General features: G+C 68.2%; 17 protein-coding genes. 12 read left to right on the forward strand and 5 right to left on the reverse strand.

The window, feature by feature from the left end; genetic code table 11:
* Window positions 1-129: 129 nt before the first annotated feature.
* Genes ACIA12_RS06180 through ACIA12_RS06190 form a run of 3 tightly spaced genes read left to right on the forward strand, consistent with a single transcriptional unit; the run spans window position 130 to window position 4,543 of the window.
* Window positions 130-732, forward strand: a complete 603-nt coding sequence (locus ACIA12_RS06180) for a TetR/AcrR family transcriptional regulator (RefSeq protein WP_396365710.1) — start codon at window positions 130-132, stop codon at window positions 730-732.
* Complete coding sequence (locus ACIA12_RS06185) at window positions 732-2,465, forward strand: ABC transporter ATP-binding protein (RefSeq protein WP_396365711.1); 1,734 nt, start codon at window positions 732-734, stop codon at window positions 2,463-2,465. The genes ACIA12_RS06180 and ACIA12_RS06185 overlap by 1 nt, the downstream gene beginning before the upstream one ends.
* Window positions 2,462-4,543 carry an ABC transporter ATP-binding protein gene (locus ACIA12_RS06190; RefSeq protein WP_396365712.1) on the forward strand — a complete coding sequence of 694 codons (2,082 nt, stop codon included), beginning with the start codon at window positions 2,462-2,464 and terminating at the stop codon, window positions 4,541-4,543. The genes ACIA12_RS06185 and ACIA12_RS06190 overlap by 4 nt, the downstream gene beginning before the upstream one ends.
* Window positions 4,544-4,661: 118 nt before the next feature.
* On the opposite strand, the gene ACIA12_RS06195 is transcribed toward ACIA12_RS06190, so the two are convergent.
* Window positions 4,662-5,861, reverse strand: coding sequence for a M20 family metallopeptidase (locus ACIA12_RS06195; RefSeq protein WP_396365713.1), 1,200 nt, complete (start codon window positions 5,859-5,861; stop codon window positions 4,662-4,664).
* Window positions 5,858-6,778 carry a 5'-3' exonuclease H3TH domain-containing protein gene (locus ACIA12_RS06200; protein ID WP_396366032.1) on the reverse strand — a complete coding sequence of 307 codons (921 nt, stop codon included), beginning with the start codon at window positions 6,776-6,778 and terminating at the stop codon, window positions 5,858-5,860. Before ACIA12_RS06200 ends, ACIA12_RS06195 begins: the two co-directional genes overlap by 4 nt.
* 104 nt (window positions 6,779-6,882) lie before the next feature.
* Here ACIA12_RS06200 and ACIA12_RS06205 point away from each other — a divergent pair, with 104 nt between their 5' ends.
* Window positions 6,883-7,323, forward strand: coding sequence for an Lrp/AsnC family transcriptional regulator (locus ACIA12_RS06205; RefSeq protein WP_396365714.1), 441 nt, complete (start codon window positions 6,883-6,885; stop codon window positions 7,321-7,323).
* Here the strand turns inward: ACIA12_RS06205 and ACIA12_RS06210 are convergent.
* On the reverse strand, window positions 7,320-7,949 hold the full coding sequence (locus ACIA12_RS06210; RefSeq protein WP_396365715.1) for a class I SAM-dependent DNA methyltransferase: 630 nt from the start codon (window positions 7,947-7,949) through the stop codon (window positions 7,320-7,322). The genes ACIA12_RS06205 and ACIA12_RS06210 overlap by 4 nt on opposite strands.
* A 29-nt stretch (window positions 7,950-7,978) precedes the next feature.
* Window positions 7,979-8,308, reverse strand: a complete 330-nt coding sequence (locus tag ACIA12_RS06215) for a DUF4288 domain-containing protein (protein ID WP_396365716.1) — start codon at window positions 8,306-8,308, stop codon at window positions 7,979-7,981.
* Between the two features lie 97 nt (window positions 8,309-8,405).
* On the opposite strand from ACIA12_RS06215, the gene ACIA12_RS06220 reads away from it, so the two are divergent.
* Genes ACIA12_RS06220 through ACIA12_RS06230 form a run of 3 tightly spaced genes read left to right on the forward strand, consistent with a single transcriptional unit; the run spans window position 8,406 to window position 9,159 of the window.
* On the forward strand, window positions 8,406-8,549 hold the full coding sequence (locus tag ACIA12_RS06220; protein WP_396365717.1) for a hypothetical protein: 144 nt from the start codon (window positions 8,406-8,408) through the stop codon (window positions 8,547-8,549).
* 2 nt (window positions 8,550-8,551) lie between these two features.
* Window positions 8,552-8,893 (forward strand): alcohol dehydrogenase catalytic domain-containing protein, encoded by a 342-nt coding sequence (locus ACIA12_RS06225; protein ID WP_396365718.1) that lies wholly within the window; start codon window positions 8,552-8,554, stop codon window positions 8,891-8,893.
* Window positions 8,860-9,159: a hypothetical protein gene (locus ACIA12_RS06230; RefSeq protein WP_396366033.1), complete on the forward strand. Its 300-nt coding sequence runs from the start codon at window positions 8,860-8,862 to the stop codon at window positions 9,157-9,159. The genes ACIA12_RS06225 and ACIA12_RS06230 overlap by 34 nt, the downstream gene beginning before the upstream one ends.
* Before the next feature lie 100 nt (window positions 9,160-9,259).
* Here ACIA12_RS06230 and ACIA12_RS06235 read toward each other — a convergent pair whose 3' ends face one another.
* The gene (locus ACIA12_RS06235; RefSeq protein ID WP_396365719.1) at window positions 9,260-10,729 is read right to left on the reverse strand and encodes a KamA family radical SAM protein; all 1,470 of its coding nucleotides are present in this window, start codon (window positions 10,727-10,729) and stop codon (window positions 9,260-9,262) included.
* A gap of 107 nt (window positions 10,730-10,836) precedes the next feature.
* Here ACIA12_RS06235 and ACIA12_RS06240 point away from each other — a divergent pair, with 107 nt between their 5' ends.
* From ACIA12_RS06240 to ACIA12_RS06260, 5 genes are read left to right on the forward strand one after another with little or no spacing between them, the layout of a single operon-like run.
* Window positions 10,837-11,946 (forward strand): L-erythro-3,5-diaminohexanoate dehydrogenase, encoded by a 1,110-nt coding sequence (locus ACIA12_RS06240; RefSeq protein ID WP_396365720.1) that lies wholly within the window; start codon window positions 10,837-10,839, stop codon window positions 11,944-11,946.
* 4 nt (window positions 11,947-11,950) lie between these two features.
* Window positions 11,951-13,552 carry an amidohydrolase gene (locus ACIA12_RS06245; RefSeq protein WP_396365721.1) on the forward strand — a complete coding sequence of 534 codons (1,602 nt, stop codon included), beginning with the start codon at window positions 11,951-11,953 and terminating at the stop codon, window positions 13,550-13,552.
* Window positions 13,540-15,117 (forward strand): lysine 5,6-aminomutase subunit alpha, encoded by a 1,578-nt coding sequence (locus ACIA12_RS06250; RefSeq protein WP_396365722.1) that lies wholly within the window; start codon window positions 13,540-13,542, stop codon window positions 15,115-15,117. Before ACIA12_RS06245 ends, ACIA12_RS06250 begins: the two co-directional genes overlap by 13 nt.
* On the forward strand, window positions 15,114-15,872 hold the full coding sequence (locus ACIA12_RS06255) for an OAM dimerization domain-containing protein (protein ID WP_396365723.1): 759 nt from the start codon (window positions 15,114-15,116) through the stop codon (window positions 15,870-15,872). The genes ACIA12_RS06250 and ACIA12_RS06255 overlap by 4 nt, the downstream gene beginning before the upstream one ends.
* Complete coding sequence (locus tag ACIA12_RS06260) at window positions 15,869-16,258, forward strand: hotdog domain-containing protein (protein ID WP_396365724.1); 390 nt, start codon at window positions 15,869-15,871, stop codon at window positions 16,256-16,258. The genes ACIA12_RS06255 and ACIA12_RS06260 overlap by 4 nt, the downstream gene beginning before the upstream one ends.
* Window positions 16,259-16,359: the final 101 nt, after the last annotated feature.

A 16,359-nucleotide genomic window follows, 5' to 3' on the forward strand; every position in this document is an offset into this window, starting at 1 on the left:
TCAAGCTCGCCGCCCTTAGATCCGGTATGCCATACGAAAAGTACTCGCCCGAGTCTAACCACCCGGCGCAAGCTCGCGACACCGAATAAAAGAGTTGTGAGTGAGTACTCACTCAGTTACTGTCGCCGGGTGAGTCCACGAGCAACCCCGTTGCCACCCGACGAGCGCCGCGCGGCCATCGTCGCGGCGACCATGCCCTTGCTGGAGAAGTACGGCGTCGATGTCAGCACCCGGCAGATCGCCGAGGCGGCCGGCGTCGCGGAGGGCACCATCTTCCGCGCCTTCGGCAGCAAGGACGCGCTGATCGACGCCACCTTCAAGACCGCCTTCGACGTCGAGCCGTACCTGGCGGAGCTGGCCGAGGTCGACCGGTTGCTGCCGCTGCGCGAGCGGATGGTCGCCGCCGTCGAGATCGCCCAGAGCCGGTTGAGCAAGGTCTTCAAGCTCTTCATGGCGATGCGGATGCACCAACGGCCGGACTGGAAGGGCGCGCCCGAAGAGCGGGACAAGGCGCGGGCCGACGGTCTGCGCGCCGACGCCGCCCTCGCCGACATCCTGAAACCTGACGCCGACCAGTTGCGGCTGACGCCGGACGAGGTCGTCCACCGGCTGCGGCTGATGACGTTCGCCGCCACCCACCCACTGATTTCGGACGGTCGGACCATGACCGCCGAGGAGATCGTCGACTTCGCGCTCGACGGTGTCCGCATCCACGAACCCGGGGACCGCTGATGCTACTTCGCCTGTTGCGTACGCACTTACGGCCGTACGCCGGCAACCTGTCCATGGTGGTCGTCCTGCAGTTGATCGGGACGGTCGCCTCTCTCTACCTGCCCAGCCTGAACGGCAAGATCATCGACAACGGGGTCGCCAAGGGCGATACCGGCTACATCGTCCGCAACGGCGGCTGGATGCTGGGCATCAGCCTGGCGCAGATCGTCTGTACGGTGGCAGCGGTCTACTTCGGCGCGAAGACGGCCGCCCTGTTCGGCCGCGACGTGCGCGCGGCAGTGTTCCACCGGGTCGGCGAGTTCTCGGCCCGTGAGGTCAACCAGTTCGGCGCGCCGACGCTGATCTCGCGGAGTACGAACGACGTCACCCAGGTACAGATGCTGGTGGTGACCACCTGCACGATGCTGGTCGCGGCGCCGATCACGATGATCGGCGGCATCTTCATGGCGGTCCGCGAGGACGCCGGCCTGTCCTGGCTGGTGGCCGTCGCCGTACCGTTGCTGGCGGCATCGATCGGGCTGATCGCCAGCCGGATGGTGCCGCAGTTCCGCAAGATGCAGGTCAACATCGACGCGGTCAACCGGGTGCTGCGCGAGCAGATCACCGGTATCCGGGTGGTCCGCGCCTTCGTCCGCGAGCCGCACGAGACGCAGCGCTTCGGCGAGGCCAACACCAACGTCACCAACACCGCGATCTCGGCGGGCCGGCTGATGGCGCTGGTCTTCCCGGTCGTGATGCTGATCCTGAACATGTCCACCGTCGCGGTGCTCTGGTTCGGCGCCTCCCGGGTGGAGAGCGGCGCGATGCTGGTCGGCCAGCTGACCGCGTTCATCAGCTACCTGATCCAGATCCTGTTCTCGGTGATGATGGCGACCTTCGTGCTGATCATGGTGCCGCGCGCCGCGGTCTGCGCGGACCGGATCAGCGAGGTGCTGGACACCGAGTCCTCGGTCCGTCCGCCGGTCACGCCGATCAGGAACTTCATCGGCCGTGGCGAGCTGGTCTTCGACGCCGCGACCTTCCAGTACCCGGGCGCGGCCGAGCCGGTACTGCGGGACGTCACCTTCACCGCGTCGCCGGGTCAGACAACAGCCATCATCGGCAGCACCGGCGCAGGCAAGACGACTCTGCTCTCGCTCGTACCGCGCCTGTTCGACGCCACCGGTGGGCGCGTGCTGGTCGACGGTATCGACGTACGCGACATCGAGCCCGAGGCACTGTGGGAGCGGATCGGCCTGGTCCCGCAACGGCCGTACCTGTTCTCCGGCACCGTCGCGAGCAACTTGCGCTACGGCAACCCCGACGCCACCGACGAGGAGCTCTGGGAGGCGCTGGAGATTGCCCAGGGCAAGGACTTCGTCGAGTCGATGGCGCTCGGCCTGGAGGCGCCGATTTCGCAGGGCGGCACGAACGTGTCCGGTGGTCAGCGGCAGCGGCTGGCGATCGCCCGGGCGCTGGTCCGCAAGCCGGAGATCTACCTGTTCGACGACTCGTTCTCCGCACTCGACCTGTCCACCGACGCCCGGCTGCGGGCCGCGCTGCGACCGGTTACCGCCGAGGCGTGCGTGGTGATCGTCGCGCAGCGGGTGTCCACGATCATCGACGCCGACCAGATCATCGTGGTCGAGGACGGCGCGATCGTCGGCAAGGGCAGCCATCACGAACTACTCCAGAGTTGTCCGACGTACGTCGAGATCGTGGAGTCCCAGCGGTCCGCGGAGGAAGCAGCATGACCGATCAGACCGTGGTAGACACCCCCGGCGAGGACCAGCCGGCGGAGACCGTCAAGGCGACTGAACGTCCCACGACCGGGCGCGCCTTCGGGCCACCCGGTGGCATCCCGGGGGACAAGTCGATGAACTTCGTCCCGTCCGCCAAGCGGCTGCTCCGGCGGCTGCGGCCGCACCGGCTGCAGGTGGGCGGCGTGATCCTGCTGGCGATCGCCAGCGTCGGGCTGTCGGTGATCGGGCCGAAGATCCTCGGCCGCGCCACCGACATCATCTTCGCCGGCGCGATCGGCAAACTCCTGCCCAAGGACCAGACCAAGCAGCAGCTGATCGACCAGCTCCGGGCCTCCGGCGACAACCGGAAGGCCGACCTGCTGGGCGGGATCGATCTGATCCCCGGCGTCGGCATCGACTTCGATGCCCTGCGCAACGTGTTGATGCTGGTGCTGGCCCTGTACGTCGGTTCGTTCCTGCTGTCGTGGATGCAGGGCTTCATCCTCAACGGCGTGGTCCAGCGGACCGTCTTCGAGCTGCGCTCCGAGGTGGAGGACAAGCTCAACCGGCTGCCGCTGAGCTACTTCGACGGCGCGCCCCGCGGTGAGCTGCTGAGCCGGGTCACCAACGACATCGACAACATCTCGACCAGCCTGCAGCAGACGCTGAGCCAGTTGCTCACCTCGCTGCTGACGGTGGTCGGCGTGATCACGCTGATGTTCGTGATCTCGCCGGTACTGGCGTTGATCGCCCTCGTCACGGTGCCGATCTCGATGATCCTGACGGCGGTGATCGCGAAGCGGTCGCAGGGCCGGTTCGTCGCCCAGTGGCGGCACACCGGCGCGCTGAACGGCCAGATCGAGGAGGCCTTCACCGGCCACGAGCTGGTCAAGGTGTTCGGCCGGCAGAAGGAGATCGAGGCGAGCTTCGCGCAGAAGAACGAGGAGCTCTACCAGGCCTCGTTCGGGGCCCAGTTCATCTCCGGCCTGATCATGCCGACGATGATGTTCATCGGGAACCTCAACTACGTGGTGATCGCGGTGCTCGGCGGGCTGCGGGTCGCCAACGGCTCGATGTCACTGGGTGACGTCCAGGCGTTCATCCAGTACTCCCGTCAGTTCACCCAGCCGCTCACCCAGGTGGCGTCGATGGCGAACCTGCTGCAGTCCGGTGTGGCGTCGGCCGAGCGGGTGTTCGAAGTACTGGATGCCCAGGAGCAGGTACCGGAGGACAAGACGCCGGCCAAGCTGAACGACTCGCACGGCCGGGTGGAGTTCGAGCACGTGTCGTTCTCGTACTCCGCGGACAAGCCGCTGATCACCGATCTGAGCCTGGTCGCCGAACCGGGCCAGACGGTCGCGATCGTCGGCCCGACCGGGGCCGGCAAGACCACGCTGGTCAACCTGATCATGCGGTTCTACGAGCTGAACGGCGGCCGGATCACGCTCGACGGCGTGGACATCACCGAGCTGACCCGGCACGACCTGCGCCGGCGGATCGGGATGGTGCTGCAGGACACCTGGCTGTTCGGCGGCACGATCCGGGACAACATCCTGTACGGCAACCTGAACGCGACTGAGGAGGACATGCTCGCTGCCGCCAAGGCGACGTACGTGGACCGATTCGTGCACAGCCTGCCGGACGGCTACGACACGGTCATCGACGAGGAAGGCAGCAACGTCAGCGCCGGCGAGAAGCAGCTCCTCACCATCGCCCGCGCGTTCCTGTCCGACCCGCAACTGCTCATCCTCGACGAGGCCACCAGCTCGGTCGACACCCGCACGGAGGTCCTGGTCCAGCGGGCCATGGCCGCCCTGCGCTCCGACCGCACCAGCTTCGTCATCGCCCACCGCCTGTCCACCATCCGCGACGCGGACCTGATCCTCGTGATGGAGAACGGCTCCATCGTCGAACAAGGCACCCACGCCCAGCTGCTGGCAGTCGACGGCGCCTACGCCCGCCTCTACAACGCCCAGTTCAGCGGCGCGGTCGCCAACATCGACGAGGAACTGGCCGCAATCCCGGCCCCCGTCCCCGCAGGCCCACCAGTCGCCTGGGACGAAGACGAAGAAGACGAACAGGCCTTCTAGCAGCTGTCCGAGCCCACATCATGTGGGGCCGGACAGGAAACGGCGGGCTTGAACAAGGTATGTCCTGTTCAAGCCCGCCGCTTATTGTTCAAGCCCACATGATGTGGGCTTGCCACAGTCAGAGACCGCGGGCCAGGCGGCGTACTGCCAGTTCGGCCAGGAGGGCGGCGGCGTCGGGGAGGACGGAGTCGTCGAAGTCGGCCAAGGGGGAGTGGTTGTCGGCGGCTGTTTCGGGGTTGGGGGCGGCGCAGGCGCTGAGGTTGACGTAGGCGCCGGGGACCTCGTTGAGGACGTAGGACATGTCTTCGGCGCCGCACTCGGCGTGGGCGCGTTCGCGGAAGCGGCCGGGGCCGAACAGGTCGACGATCGCCTGGCGGGCGAAGGCGTACTCCGTGGCGTCGTTGACCGTGACGGGGTAGCCGACGCGGTAGTCGGCCTCGACCGTCAGGCCGTGGGCCGCGGCGATGTGCTCGACCAGCCGCACACTCGACTCCTGGACCTTCGCCTGCGCCTCGACCGAGAAGCTGCGGATGGTCGCGTCGAAGAAGGCGTCGTCGGGGATGATGTTCTCCTTGGTGCCGCCGGCGATCTTGCCGACTGTCAGCACGATCGGGTCGAACACGTCGAACTGCCGGGTCACCATCGTCTGCAGCGCCCCGACGATCTCGCACAGCACCGGGATCGGGTCCTTGCCGCGATAAGGCTCCGAGCCGTGCGCACCGGCGCCGACCACGCGCACACTCAGTTGATCAGCCGCCGCCATCAACGGCCCCGCCTTGCTGCTCCAGACACCGAGCGGGTCACCCGCCGACTGGACGTGCAGACAGTACGCCGAATCGACCCGCCGCCCGGCCGCCTCCAGCAGGCCTTCGCGGATCATGATCGGCGCACCGCCGGTCGTCTCCTCGCCGGGCTGGAACATGAACACGACGTCGCCGGCAAGCTCCGAGCGCAGCTCATGCAGGATCTTCACCGCGCCGACGAGCCCGGCGACATGCAGATCGTGGCCGCAGGCATGCATGAGTCCGGCATGGGTCGACTTGAACGGTACGTCCACGCGCTCAGTCACGGGCAGCGCGTCCATGTCGCCACGCAGCAACACGACCGGGCCAGGGCCACCGCCACCTCGTAGTACGGCGGTGACCGAGGACAGCTCCTTGCCCAGCGTGATCTCCAGGTCGAGACCTTCCAGCGCCTCCAGGATCAGGCCCTGGGTCTTGGGCAGATCGAGGTCGTACTCCGGTACCTGGTGAAGAGCCCGGCGAAGCGCGATGACCTCGTCGCCGAAGCTCGCGGCCAGCTCCCGCGTCCGGCTCATGCCTTCGGCCCGAGGTTGAGCGCGGACATCACGCGCTGGGCGCTGCCGCCGAGCTCGAGCAGCTCGACCAGGTCGAGCCACCTCTCGGGGTCGTGCACCTGCGTCGGCATCGTCGCGTCGAAGCTGCCCACCGGCGCGTCCTTGGCGACCGCGACGACCTTCGGCGCGACGTCGAGGTAGTCGCTCGCGTCGAGGATCTTGCGCTTGACGCCCGGCGACATCGGCGTGCTCGGGTCGGCCGCGGCCAGCCGGATCGCGGCGAGATCCCCGTACGCCGTGATCAGCGACGCGGCCGTCTTGTCACCGACCCCCTTGACGCCGGGCAGCCCGTCCGACGCGTCGCCACGGAGGGTCGCGTAGTCGGCATACCGGTTTGCGGGGATCTCGTACTTCGCGAGCAGCGCCTTCTCGTCGTACACGTCCGCGCGGCCGACGCCCTTGGCCGCGGTGTAGATGATCCGGATGCCGCGCGAGTCGTCGATCAGCTGGAACAGGTCCCGGTCGCCGGTGACCACGTCGACCGGCATCGTCGCCCGGTGCGACAGCGTGCCGATCACGTCGTCGGCCTCGTGGTCGGGCGCGCCGACGACGGCGATGCCGAGCGCTTCGAGGCAGGCCCGGATGTAGGGCACCTGCACCTCGAGCCGGTCCGGCACATCCTCGATCTGCTCGCCACCGGTGGCGACGAACTCGACCCGCTGCGCCTTGTACGACGGAATCAGCGCGACCCGCCACGACGGCCGCCAGTTGTCGTCCCAGCAGGCGACCAGATGCGTCGGCCGATGGTTGTCCACCAGCCGCGCGATGAAGTCGAGCAGCCCGCGGATCGCGTTCGTCGGCGTCCCGTCCGCGGCCTTCATCGTGTCCGGCACCCCGAAGAACGCCCGGAAGTACAAGGACGCCGTATCCAGCAACATCAACCTCTCAGCCATGCCGCGCATGCTTTCACATCCGGGGCCCGCCCAGGGCCGGCACTGGGCGCCTGCTGCTGGGGAACGGTTTCTCGGAGTAGGGTCTGCGCATGGAGGACCTGGATCGGAAGATTGTCGCGTTGCTTGCGTCTGATGGGCGGATGAGCTTCACGGACCTGGGGAAGGCGACCGGGTTGTCGACGTCGGCGGTGCATCAGCGGGTCAAGCGGCTGGAGCAGCGCGGGATCATCCTGGGGTATGCGGCAACCATCGATCACACCGCGCTCGATCTGCCGCTGACCGCGCTGATCTCGATCCGGCCGATCGACCCCTCCCAGCCGGACGACTCGCCGGAGCGGTTGCGGGAGGTTCCCGAGATCGAGTCCTGCTACTCGGTGGCCGGTGACTCCAGCTACATCCTGATCGTCCGCGTCGCCACGCCGTACGCGCTGGAGCAGTTGCTCGCCGTGATCCGCGCCCGTGCCAACGTCTCGACTACGACGACGATCGTGCTCAGCACGCCGTACGAGCGCCGCCCACCGGCGTTCTAGTCCTTCTGCGCGAACAGCGACAGATACTTCCGGCCCGGCTTGTCGCCAGGCTCGACCAGCTCCGCGGTGATCGTGAAGCCGGCGTCCCGGACCAGCTCGACGAGTCGTTCGACAGGCTGGATGAACGACTCATAGGTGACCGGTATGCCGCCGTAGCCCTCGGTGGGCCGGCGGTGTTCCTCCTGGCCCGCGTGGCTCCCGATGAGCAGGCGGCCACCCGGGATGAGGATCCGGTGGAAGCTGGCGAGGACTCCAGGCAGCTCGGCCGGGGGCAGATGGTGGATCGAGTACCAGGCGATCAAACCCCGCAGCGAACCGTCGGCCAGGTCGAGCGAGGTCATCGAGCCCACCTCGAACCGCAAGGCCGGGTACGCCGCCCGCGCGATCTCCACCATCCGCGGCGACAGGTCGATCCCGTGGATGTCCATCCCCAGCGACGCCAGATAGCTCGTGATGTTGCCCGGCCCGCAGCCGATCTCGGCGACCGGCCCGTCGACCAGCTCCGCGAACGCGCCGAGCACCGCCCGCATCATCGGCAGGCCTTCGAGCTTGCCGGCGATGAACTCCGCGTAGTTGTCGGCGACAGCGTCGTACGAGGCTCGGGTGGCGGCGAGAAGGTCGGTCACGACGAGGAGGATAGCGGCCGGCCGGGCCTTCAGTCGTCGGTACTTCGCTGGTGTTCCGTGCCGGTGTCGAAGAAGGTGTCGAGGTACTTCTCCGGCGGCAGCGTGCTGCTGCGGATCAGGGAGTAGACCTCGGTGCCCTGCAGGATCTGGGTGACGTCGTCGCCCAGGTAGAAGCACTGGGCCAGCCCGAGGTAGGCCCAGTCGGTGTCCTCGATGTAGTCGAGCGCCTCGTTCTCCGCCAGCGCGATCGCCGCGTCGAAGTCGTCCGCCCGCCAGAGCGTGATCCGCTCCTCGTACGGCGAGTCGTCCGCCCCGATCCCGTTCAGCTGAAAGATGCAGCGAACGCTGTACCACCCCATCGCACCCACCCCATTCCCCTGTCCGACGACCCTAGCCGCTCGGCCCATTCCCTGCCGGGAATTGCCGCCCCGATCGCCGCGCCGAAGCATTGCGTCCATGAACGAGACGATGAAGAGCTATCACGTGACCGCCGGCCAGGGGAACGGCGAGCTCGAGACCCGGCAGCGGCCCATCCCGGACCGGATCCCGGTCAGCTGCTGGTCCGGATCCGCGCCAACGGCCTCAGCCTGCGCGAGCTGAAGGTGCTCGAAGGCGACTACCCCCTGCCGATCACCCCTGGCGTCGTCGCCGGCCGCGAGGGCGTCGGCGAGGTCGTCGCGGTCGGGGAGTCGGTCCGCCGCGTCAAGGTCGGCGAGCGCGTGGCCGCCGCCGTCTTCCCGCAATGGATCGACGGCCCGTTCTCCTTCGAGTACGCCGCCCAGCTCGGCTCCTCGCTGGACGGCCTCCTCACCGAGTACGCCGTACTGCCCGAGTCCGGCGTGGTCCCCATCCCCGAGCACCTCTCGAAGAGGTCCGTGCCCTCACCGGCCGGCGCGGTGTCGATCACGTCATCGATGTCGCAGGCGTGCTCGACCAGTCCGTGAGAGCAGTTGCCCAAGGTGGCGAGGTCACGCTGGTCGGCGCCAGCCAAGGCAAGGAGGCGAACGCCGAACCGTTGTCTGCAGCAACAATCTTCCGCTCTGGCGCGACCATCCGCCCGATGGCAGTGGGCAGCCGCCGCCAGTTCCTGGAGCTCAACCGCGCCGTCGAGTCGAGCACGATGCGCCCGCTCATCGACGCGTCTTCAGCTTCGACGACCTGCCCGAGGCCCTCCAGTACTACCGCGCCGGCAACCCGTTCGGCCGGGTGATCATCAGCCACGGGTGACCAGTCGGCGGCGCTGCCCGCAGCAGGTACCTCGTCCACTGGTGTCGTCATCCCCTGTCGGACGACACCAGTGGAAACCGGGGTCAGTTGATCTGGAGGAGTTTCTGGGCTTCGGCGGCGTCGCGGGAGGCGGCGGCCTGCTTCTCGGCCTGGGCGAGGGAGTCGCCGGCGTGCTGCTTCCACCAGTTCTGGCCCTCGACGGGCAGCGTGTCGATCGGGTCGTAGTACTCGTAGGTGCGGTTCAACGCCTCCGGGTCCTGCTGCTCGATCCCGGTGCGGTAGTTCTTCTTCCAGTACGAGATGCCGCGGACCTCGTCGTACTCCGACAGCTGGTGCACCCAGCGCTTGCCGACGTACGGGACGTCGCAGACGATGCGCGGGGTGGCGAAGCCGGGCAGGTAGCCGAGGATGCCGTGCTGCAGGTGCTGGGCGTCCTTGACCGAGACGCGCCAGTGCTCGGAGAACGGGATCATGTCGCACATGTAGAAGTAGTACGGCGTGATGGTCGCGCCATCGAGGAGTGCGAAGCACAGGTCGAGCAGCTGCGGCACAGAGTCGTTGACGCCGCGCATCAGCACGCCCTGGTTGCGGACGTCACGCAGACCGGCCTCGAACATCGCCTTCGTCGCCTCGGCCACCAGCGGCGTCACCGACTGGGCGGCGTTCACGTGGGTGTGCATCGCGATCATCACGCCACGCTTGCGGCCGAGCTGGGCGACCCGCTCGACGCCGGCCCGGACGTCGTCGGACAGCCAGTGCTGCGGCATCCCCATCAGCGCCTTGGTGGCGAGCCGGATGTCGCGGATGTTCTCGATCTCCAGCAGGCTGGTCAGGAACGACTCCAGCCGCGGCCAGGGCATGTTCGCCACGTCGCCACCGGACACCACGACGTCGCGGACCCCGGGGGAGCGGCGCAGGTAGTCGAGCATGTCGTCCAGCCGCTGCTGCGGCTTGATGGTGAACTTCAGCTTCTCGATCACCGGGGTCGAGTTCCCGACCAGGTCCATCCGCGTGCAGTGGCCGCAGTACTGCGGGCACGTCGGCAGGATCTCCGCCAGGACCTTGGTCGGGTACCGGTGGGTCAACCCCTCCGTGGCCCACATCTCGTGCTCATGCAGTGAGTCCCTGGTCGCGTGCGGGTGGGACGGCCAGTCAGCGCGGCGGTCGCTGAACATCGGCAGCATGTAGCGGCGAACCGGATCGGCGTAGAACGCCTCGGTGTAGTCGTGCCCGGCGGCAGCCCCGGCCGGCACGATCGTGTTGAGCATCTGCGGCGGCAGCAGCATCGACATCGTCGCGCGCTCGGCCTGGTCGCGGCTCAGGTCCTCGTAGGCGCGCTCCTCGAGCAGGTCGCCCATCACGTCCCGCAACTGCTTCACGTTCTTCACGCAGTGCGAGCGCTGCCACTGCACCGAGCGCCATTCCTCGGCAGTGGTGTCCTTGAAGCCCGGCATCCGGGTCCAGTCAGGCTCGACGAGGTCGGCCCGGCGGTACGCGTACGGCTGCCCGTTCTGTTCGGCAACTGCAAGCTCCGGGCTGATCAGATCGGTCACGAGTCCTCCTGGGGGCTCCACGACGGTGTCGGTCTCATGTGAGGATAGCGATAGAACTTATGGTAGATCCATTAGAACACCGCAAGATTTCCCTTGAAGGAGCCCTCGTGCCGGATACTACTGCCTCGCCGGTCGGACTGCACCGCGTCCTCGAGCCGCTCGGCGTGCTGCCGCAGGCGGCTCAGCGGCTCGATCCGCGGGCGGAGCTCTGGCCGGACGAGGTGCGGATCTCGGTCGAGCGGCTGAATCTCGACGCGGCCTCCTACCGGCAGTTGGCTGAGGCGCACGACGGCGACGGCGAGGCGGTCAAACAGTCCGTACTCCGGATCGTCGCCGAGCGCGGCAAGATGCAGAACCCGGTCACCGGCTCGGGCGGCATGCTGGTCGGTACCGTCGACGAGGTCGGCCCGGATTCGCCGCTCGGCGTCGCGAAGGGTGACCGCGTCGCCACGCTGGTCTCGCTGACGCTGACCCCGCTGCAGATCACCGACGGCCTGGCCGACTGGGACGGTCGCAGCGAGCAGGTCCCGGCCAAGGGGCACGCGATTCTTTTCGCCCGATCGATCGTCGCCAAGCTCCCGGACGACCTCGCTCCGGAGCTCTCGCTGGCCGTGATGGATGTCTGCGGAGCGCCCGCGCTGACCGCTCGGGTGGTGCGCTCATATGTCGACAAAGGCATAAAGCCTGTCGTGTCAGTAATTGGCGGGGCAGGTAAATCCGGCTCGCTCTCACTGGCCGCGGCGCGCGATGCGGGTGCCGCCCGGACGATCGGCATCGTGCCGTTCCCGGCCGAGGCGGAGAAGCTGGACAAGGCCGGCCTCGCGGACGCTGTCGCGCTGGCTGACGCCCGGGACCCGGTGGCATTGGCGAAGGCGGTCGCGGCCGGTCTGGAGGAGGCCGGGGGAGCCGCCGGCGACAGGACTGGGAACGCAGCCGGCTGGCAGGCGGGGACTGCTGACATCACGGTGGTCTGTGTGGACGTGCCGGGGTGCGAGCATGGCGCGGTGCTGTCCACGAAGGCCGGGGGCACGGTCATCTTCTTCTCGATGGCGACGTCGTTCTCCGCGGCCGCGCTCGGTGCCGAGGGGCTGGCGGCGGACGTGACGATGCTGGTCGGCAACGGGTACGTGCCCGGCCACGCGGAGTACGCGCTGAAGCTGTTGCGGGACGAGCCGGGTGTCCGTGGATTGTTCGAGCGCAGGCTGGCGGAGGATTAGGCCTGTGCGCACACTTCTGACCAACGGTTCCGTCTACTCACCCGCCGATCCCCACGCCACCGCGATCGCCTTCGATGACGGCGTCGTCACCTGGCTCGGCGACGACGTCAGCGCTGCCTCCTACGCGAACGGCGCCGACGAGGTGATCGACCTGCGGGGCAAACTCGTCGCGCCCGCGTTCGTCGACGCGCACGTCCACACCGCCCAGACCGGCGCCCTGCTCACCGGCCTCGACCTGACCGGTACGACGAACCTCACCGAAGCCCTCGACCGGCTCGCCACCTTCGCCGCCGGGCTCGCATCGGACGCCGTGATCGACGGCTCCGGCTGGGACGAGACGAAGTGGCCCGAGCACCGTCCGCCGACATCGGAGGAACTCGACCGCGCGGCAGGCGGACGCCGCGTCTACCTCTCCCGCGTCGACGGCCACTCCGGCGTCATCTCGTCCTCGCTGGCCGCAGCGGTGCCCAACCTGCAGAACCAGGCCGGGTACGACGCCACCGGCCGCGTCGAACGCGACGCGCACCACGACGTCCGCGACGCGTTGAGCGAGCTGGTCGGCCCCGAGCAGCGCCTCGCGGATGCGCGCGCGGCCGTGACGGCCATGGCCGAACGCGGCGTCGGCGCCTTCCACGAAATGGCCGCCCCGCACATCGGCCCGCTGTGGGAGTTGCCGCTGGTTCGCCAGGCCGCCGACGAATTGGGGCTCTCGGCAACCTTGTACTGGGGTGAGCCCGGCGTCTTCGACAACGTCACCAAATACGGACTGGCCGGGCTGGCCGGCGACCTCAACGCAGACGGCGCTCTCGGCTCCCGGACAGCCGCGCTGCGAGCGCCGTACGAGGATCTGGCCGATCACCGCGGTCACGCCTACCTGACGGCCGAGCAGATCGCCGAGCACGTGATCGCCTGCACCGAGAAGAACATCCAGGCAGGCTTCCACTGCATCGGCGACCTGGCCCTGGACAACATCGCGCGCGGCTTCGAGCTGGCCGCCGAGAAGGTCGGCGTCCAGGCACTCGTGGCCGCACGCCATCGCTTGGAGCACGTCGAGATGGTCGACGACGCCGCGATCGCCACCCTCGCGCGGTGTGGAGTCGTCGCCAGCGTCCAGCCGATGTTCGACCGGCTCTGGGGCGGACCGAGTGACATGTACGCCGAACGCGTAGGCGACCGCTGGTCGGGCATGAACCCGTTCGGCTCGCTGGCCCGCTCGGGCGTAGTACTGGCGTTCGGGTCGGACTCGCCCGTGACCGAGGTCGGCCCCTGGGAAGCGGTGAGGGCAGCCGCGTTCCACCACGAAGCCAGCCAGCGAATCACCGTCCGAGCTGCCTTCGCCGCCCACACCCGAGGAGGCTGGCGGGCGGCCGGGATCGACGACGCCGGCGTACTCGCGCCCGGAACCGCCGCGACCTATGCGATCTGGGAGAGCGACGCCGACCTGGTCGTGCAGACCCCGGACGACCGCGTTGCCGCCTGGTCGACCGACCCGCGCGCCGGAGTACCGGTTCTGCCGGACCTGAGTGACGAAGCACCCGTACCGACCTGCCGGCGGACCGTAGTAGGCGGTCGTGTCGTGTATGAATCCGAAGGATGGTCATCGTGACCCGTGCAGTGAAGAAGCTCGACCTCGACCCGGTCACCGTCCGAAAAGCGCGCAGCCTGGCGCGCAAGGCCGGCCGGCCGATCGTCAACATCGCCAAGCAGCACACGACGGTCTCGGTCGAGCGCGCCGTCCTCCGGCTGGCGGGCCTGGCCGGCGCGGACACCGAGGGCATCCCGTGGGTGAACCGGCTCGCCGACACCGTACGAGCCGACGTCGGCCTGGAACACGGCCTCGCCTTGCCCGTCTGGGATGCGTTGCTCCGCGGCGAGGCCGAGGATCTCAACGTCCTTGCGCAGAAGGCCGCGTCGGGCTCGGTCACGTTCCGGCTGCCCGAGGGACGGGACGCCGTGCGGGCGAAGGCAGCGGCGCGGAAGGCCGCGGCGGCCGGACTGAAGCAGGTCGACGCTCGGCGGCGGGAGCGCGACCGGCTGATCAAGAAGCACGGCGATCCGGAACAGCGGCCGTGGATCTACCTGATCGTGGCCACCGGCGACATCTATGAGGACATCCCGCAGGCCCAGGCAGCGGCGAGGGCAGGCGCGGACATCATCGCGGTGATCCGGTCGACCGGGCAGTCGCTGCTCGACTACGTTCCGGAGGGCGCGACCCGTGAGGGCTTCGCCGGTACGTACGCGACGCAGGAGAACTTCCGCCTGATGCGAGCGGCGCTGGACGAGTCGTCGAGGGAGCTCGGGCGCTACATCCGGCTGACCAACTACGCGTCCGGGCTGTGCATGCCGGAGATCGCGACGCTGGCCGGGCTGCAGCGGCTGGACATGATGCTGAACGACTCGATGTACGGGATCCTGTTCCGCGACATCAACCCGATCCGCACCTTCGTGGACCAGCGGTTCAGCCGCCAGATCCACGCCCGCGCCGGGATCATCATCAACACCGGCGAGGACAACTACCTGACCACCGCCGACGCGGTCGACGCCGCGCACACGGTGACGGTGTCGCAACTGCTGAACGAGTACTTCGCCAAGGAGGCGGGTCTCGAGGACTGGCAGCTCGGGCTGGGGCACGCCTTCGAGATCACGCCGGAGATCCCGGACTCGTTCCGGCTCGAACTCGCGCACGCGATGCTCGCCCGGCAACTGTTCCCGGACGCGCCGCTGAAGTGGATGCCGCCGACCCGGCACATGACCGGTGACGTCTTCCGCGGGTACCTGCTGGACGGCTTCTTCAACCTGGTCGGCGCGATGACCGGCCAGGGCATCCTGCTGGTCGGCATGATGACCGAGGCCGTCGTCACCCCGTGGATCTCGGACCGCGACCTCGCACTACAGAACGTCCGCTACGTATTGGGTGCCGCCGGCAACCTTCACGAGGACTTCCACCCGGCGCCGAACGGCTTCATCGCGAACCGCGCCCGGCAGGTGCTGGGGGAGTCGATCGACCTGCTGGAACGGATCGTCGACGACGGCCTGCTGAACGCCATCGGCGACGGCACCTTCGGCCTGATGAAGCGCCCCCAGGACGCCGGCCGCGGCCTCGACGGCGTCGCCCGTCGTTCTCCGGAGTACTACAACCCAGCGATCGAGCTGCTCGAGGAGGCACAGTGAGCATCATCAGGCCGTACGGCGACACCACCGGTGACGGGATGGTGCAGATGTCGTTCACGCTGCCGATCGCGCACGACAAGCGTGCCGAGGGCGCGGCGATCCAGCTCGCCAACAAGATGGGGATGGATCCCGCGCTCGTCGTGCACGCCAAGCCGATGGGGCCGGACTTCACCTTCTTCGTCGTCTACGGGCCGGTTAACCACCTGGTCGACACCGACAAGGTCGAGGTGATCGAGCGCGACTACCCGCTGCTGTCGCCGAAGGACGCGAACCTGGCGATCCGCAAGGGGCTGCGGCGCCGGCTGACCGTCGTCGGCGCGTGCATCGGCACCGACGCGCACACCGTCGGGATCGACGCGATCATGAACATCAAGGGGTTCGCGGGGGAGAAGGGCCTGGAGTACTACCGCGAGCTGAAGGTGGTCAACCTCGGCGCCCAGGTGGCCGTACCTGAGCTGGTACGCCGCGCCAAAGCGGAGAAGGCCGACGCGATCCTCGTCTCCCAGGTCGTCACCCAGCGCGAGGCGCACGTGCTCAACACCAAGGAGATGTCGGCCGCCTTCCGCGAGGCGTACGCCGAGGACGCCCGTCCCGTATTGGTTGCCGGTGGCCCCCGTTTCACCGAGGCGATGGCGCCGGAGCTCGGCGTCGACCGGGTGTTCGGTCGCGGTACCACTCCTGGTGAAGTGGCCAGCTATCTCGTCGATGCCCTCGTCACCCGTCGCAAGCCCGCAGCCGTTCGGAGAAGTGCATGACCAAGGCAACCATCGGACTCACCGCAACTCACCGTCGCTACGTCCCGTACAGCCACGCGCACTACGCGGGCAATCTGGTGGACGGCGCGTACGTCCTCGGCCTGTTCGGCGATGTCGCGACCGAGGTGTGCATCCAGGCCGACGGAGATGAAGGACTTTTCGCTTCCTACTCGGACGTCCAGTTCCTGCAGCCGTTGCGGGCCGGTGACGTCGTGGAGGTGACAGCGACGATCTCCCGGGTCGGCAACCGCAGCCGCGAGCTGGATTTCGTCGCCACGGTGGTCTGCCGCGGCCGCACGGATCTGTCGGAGTCAGCGGCCGAGGTACTGGCCGAACCGCTTGTGATCACACGCGCAACCGGAACCGTCGTCGTACCGGTCGCGTGACGATTAGTTGCCCTGGGTAACGATTACGTGGAGTGCTGAGACGGCTCTGTAACGTGACATCGGTGGCGGCTGCTCGTTTCTCCAGTCAGGGCAGCCAAATG

The organism is Kribbella sp. NPDC051620 (genome assembly GCF_044453825.1).
In the GTDB taxonomy this organism is placed as follows: domain Bacteria; phylum Actinomycetota; class Actinomycetes; order Propionibacteriales; family Kribbellaceae; genus Kribbella.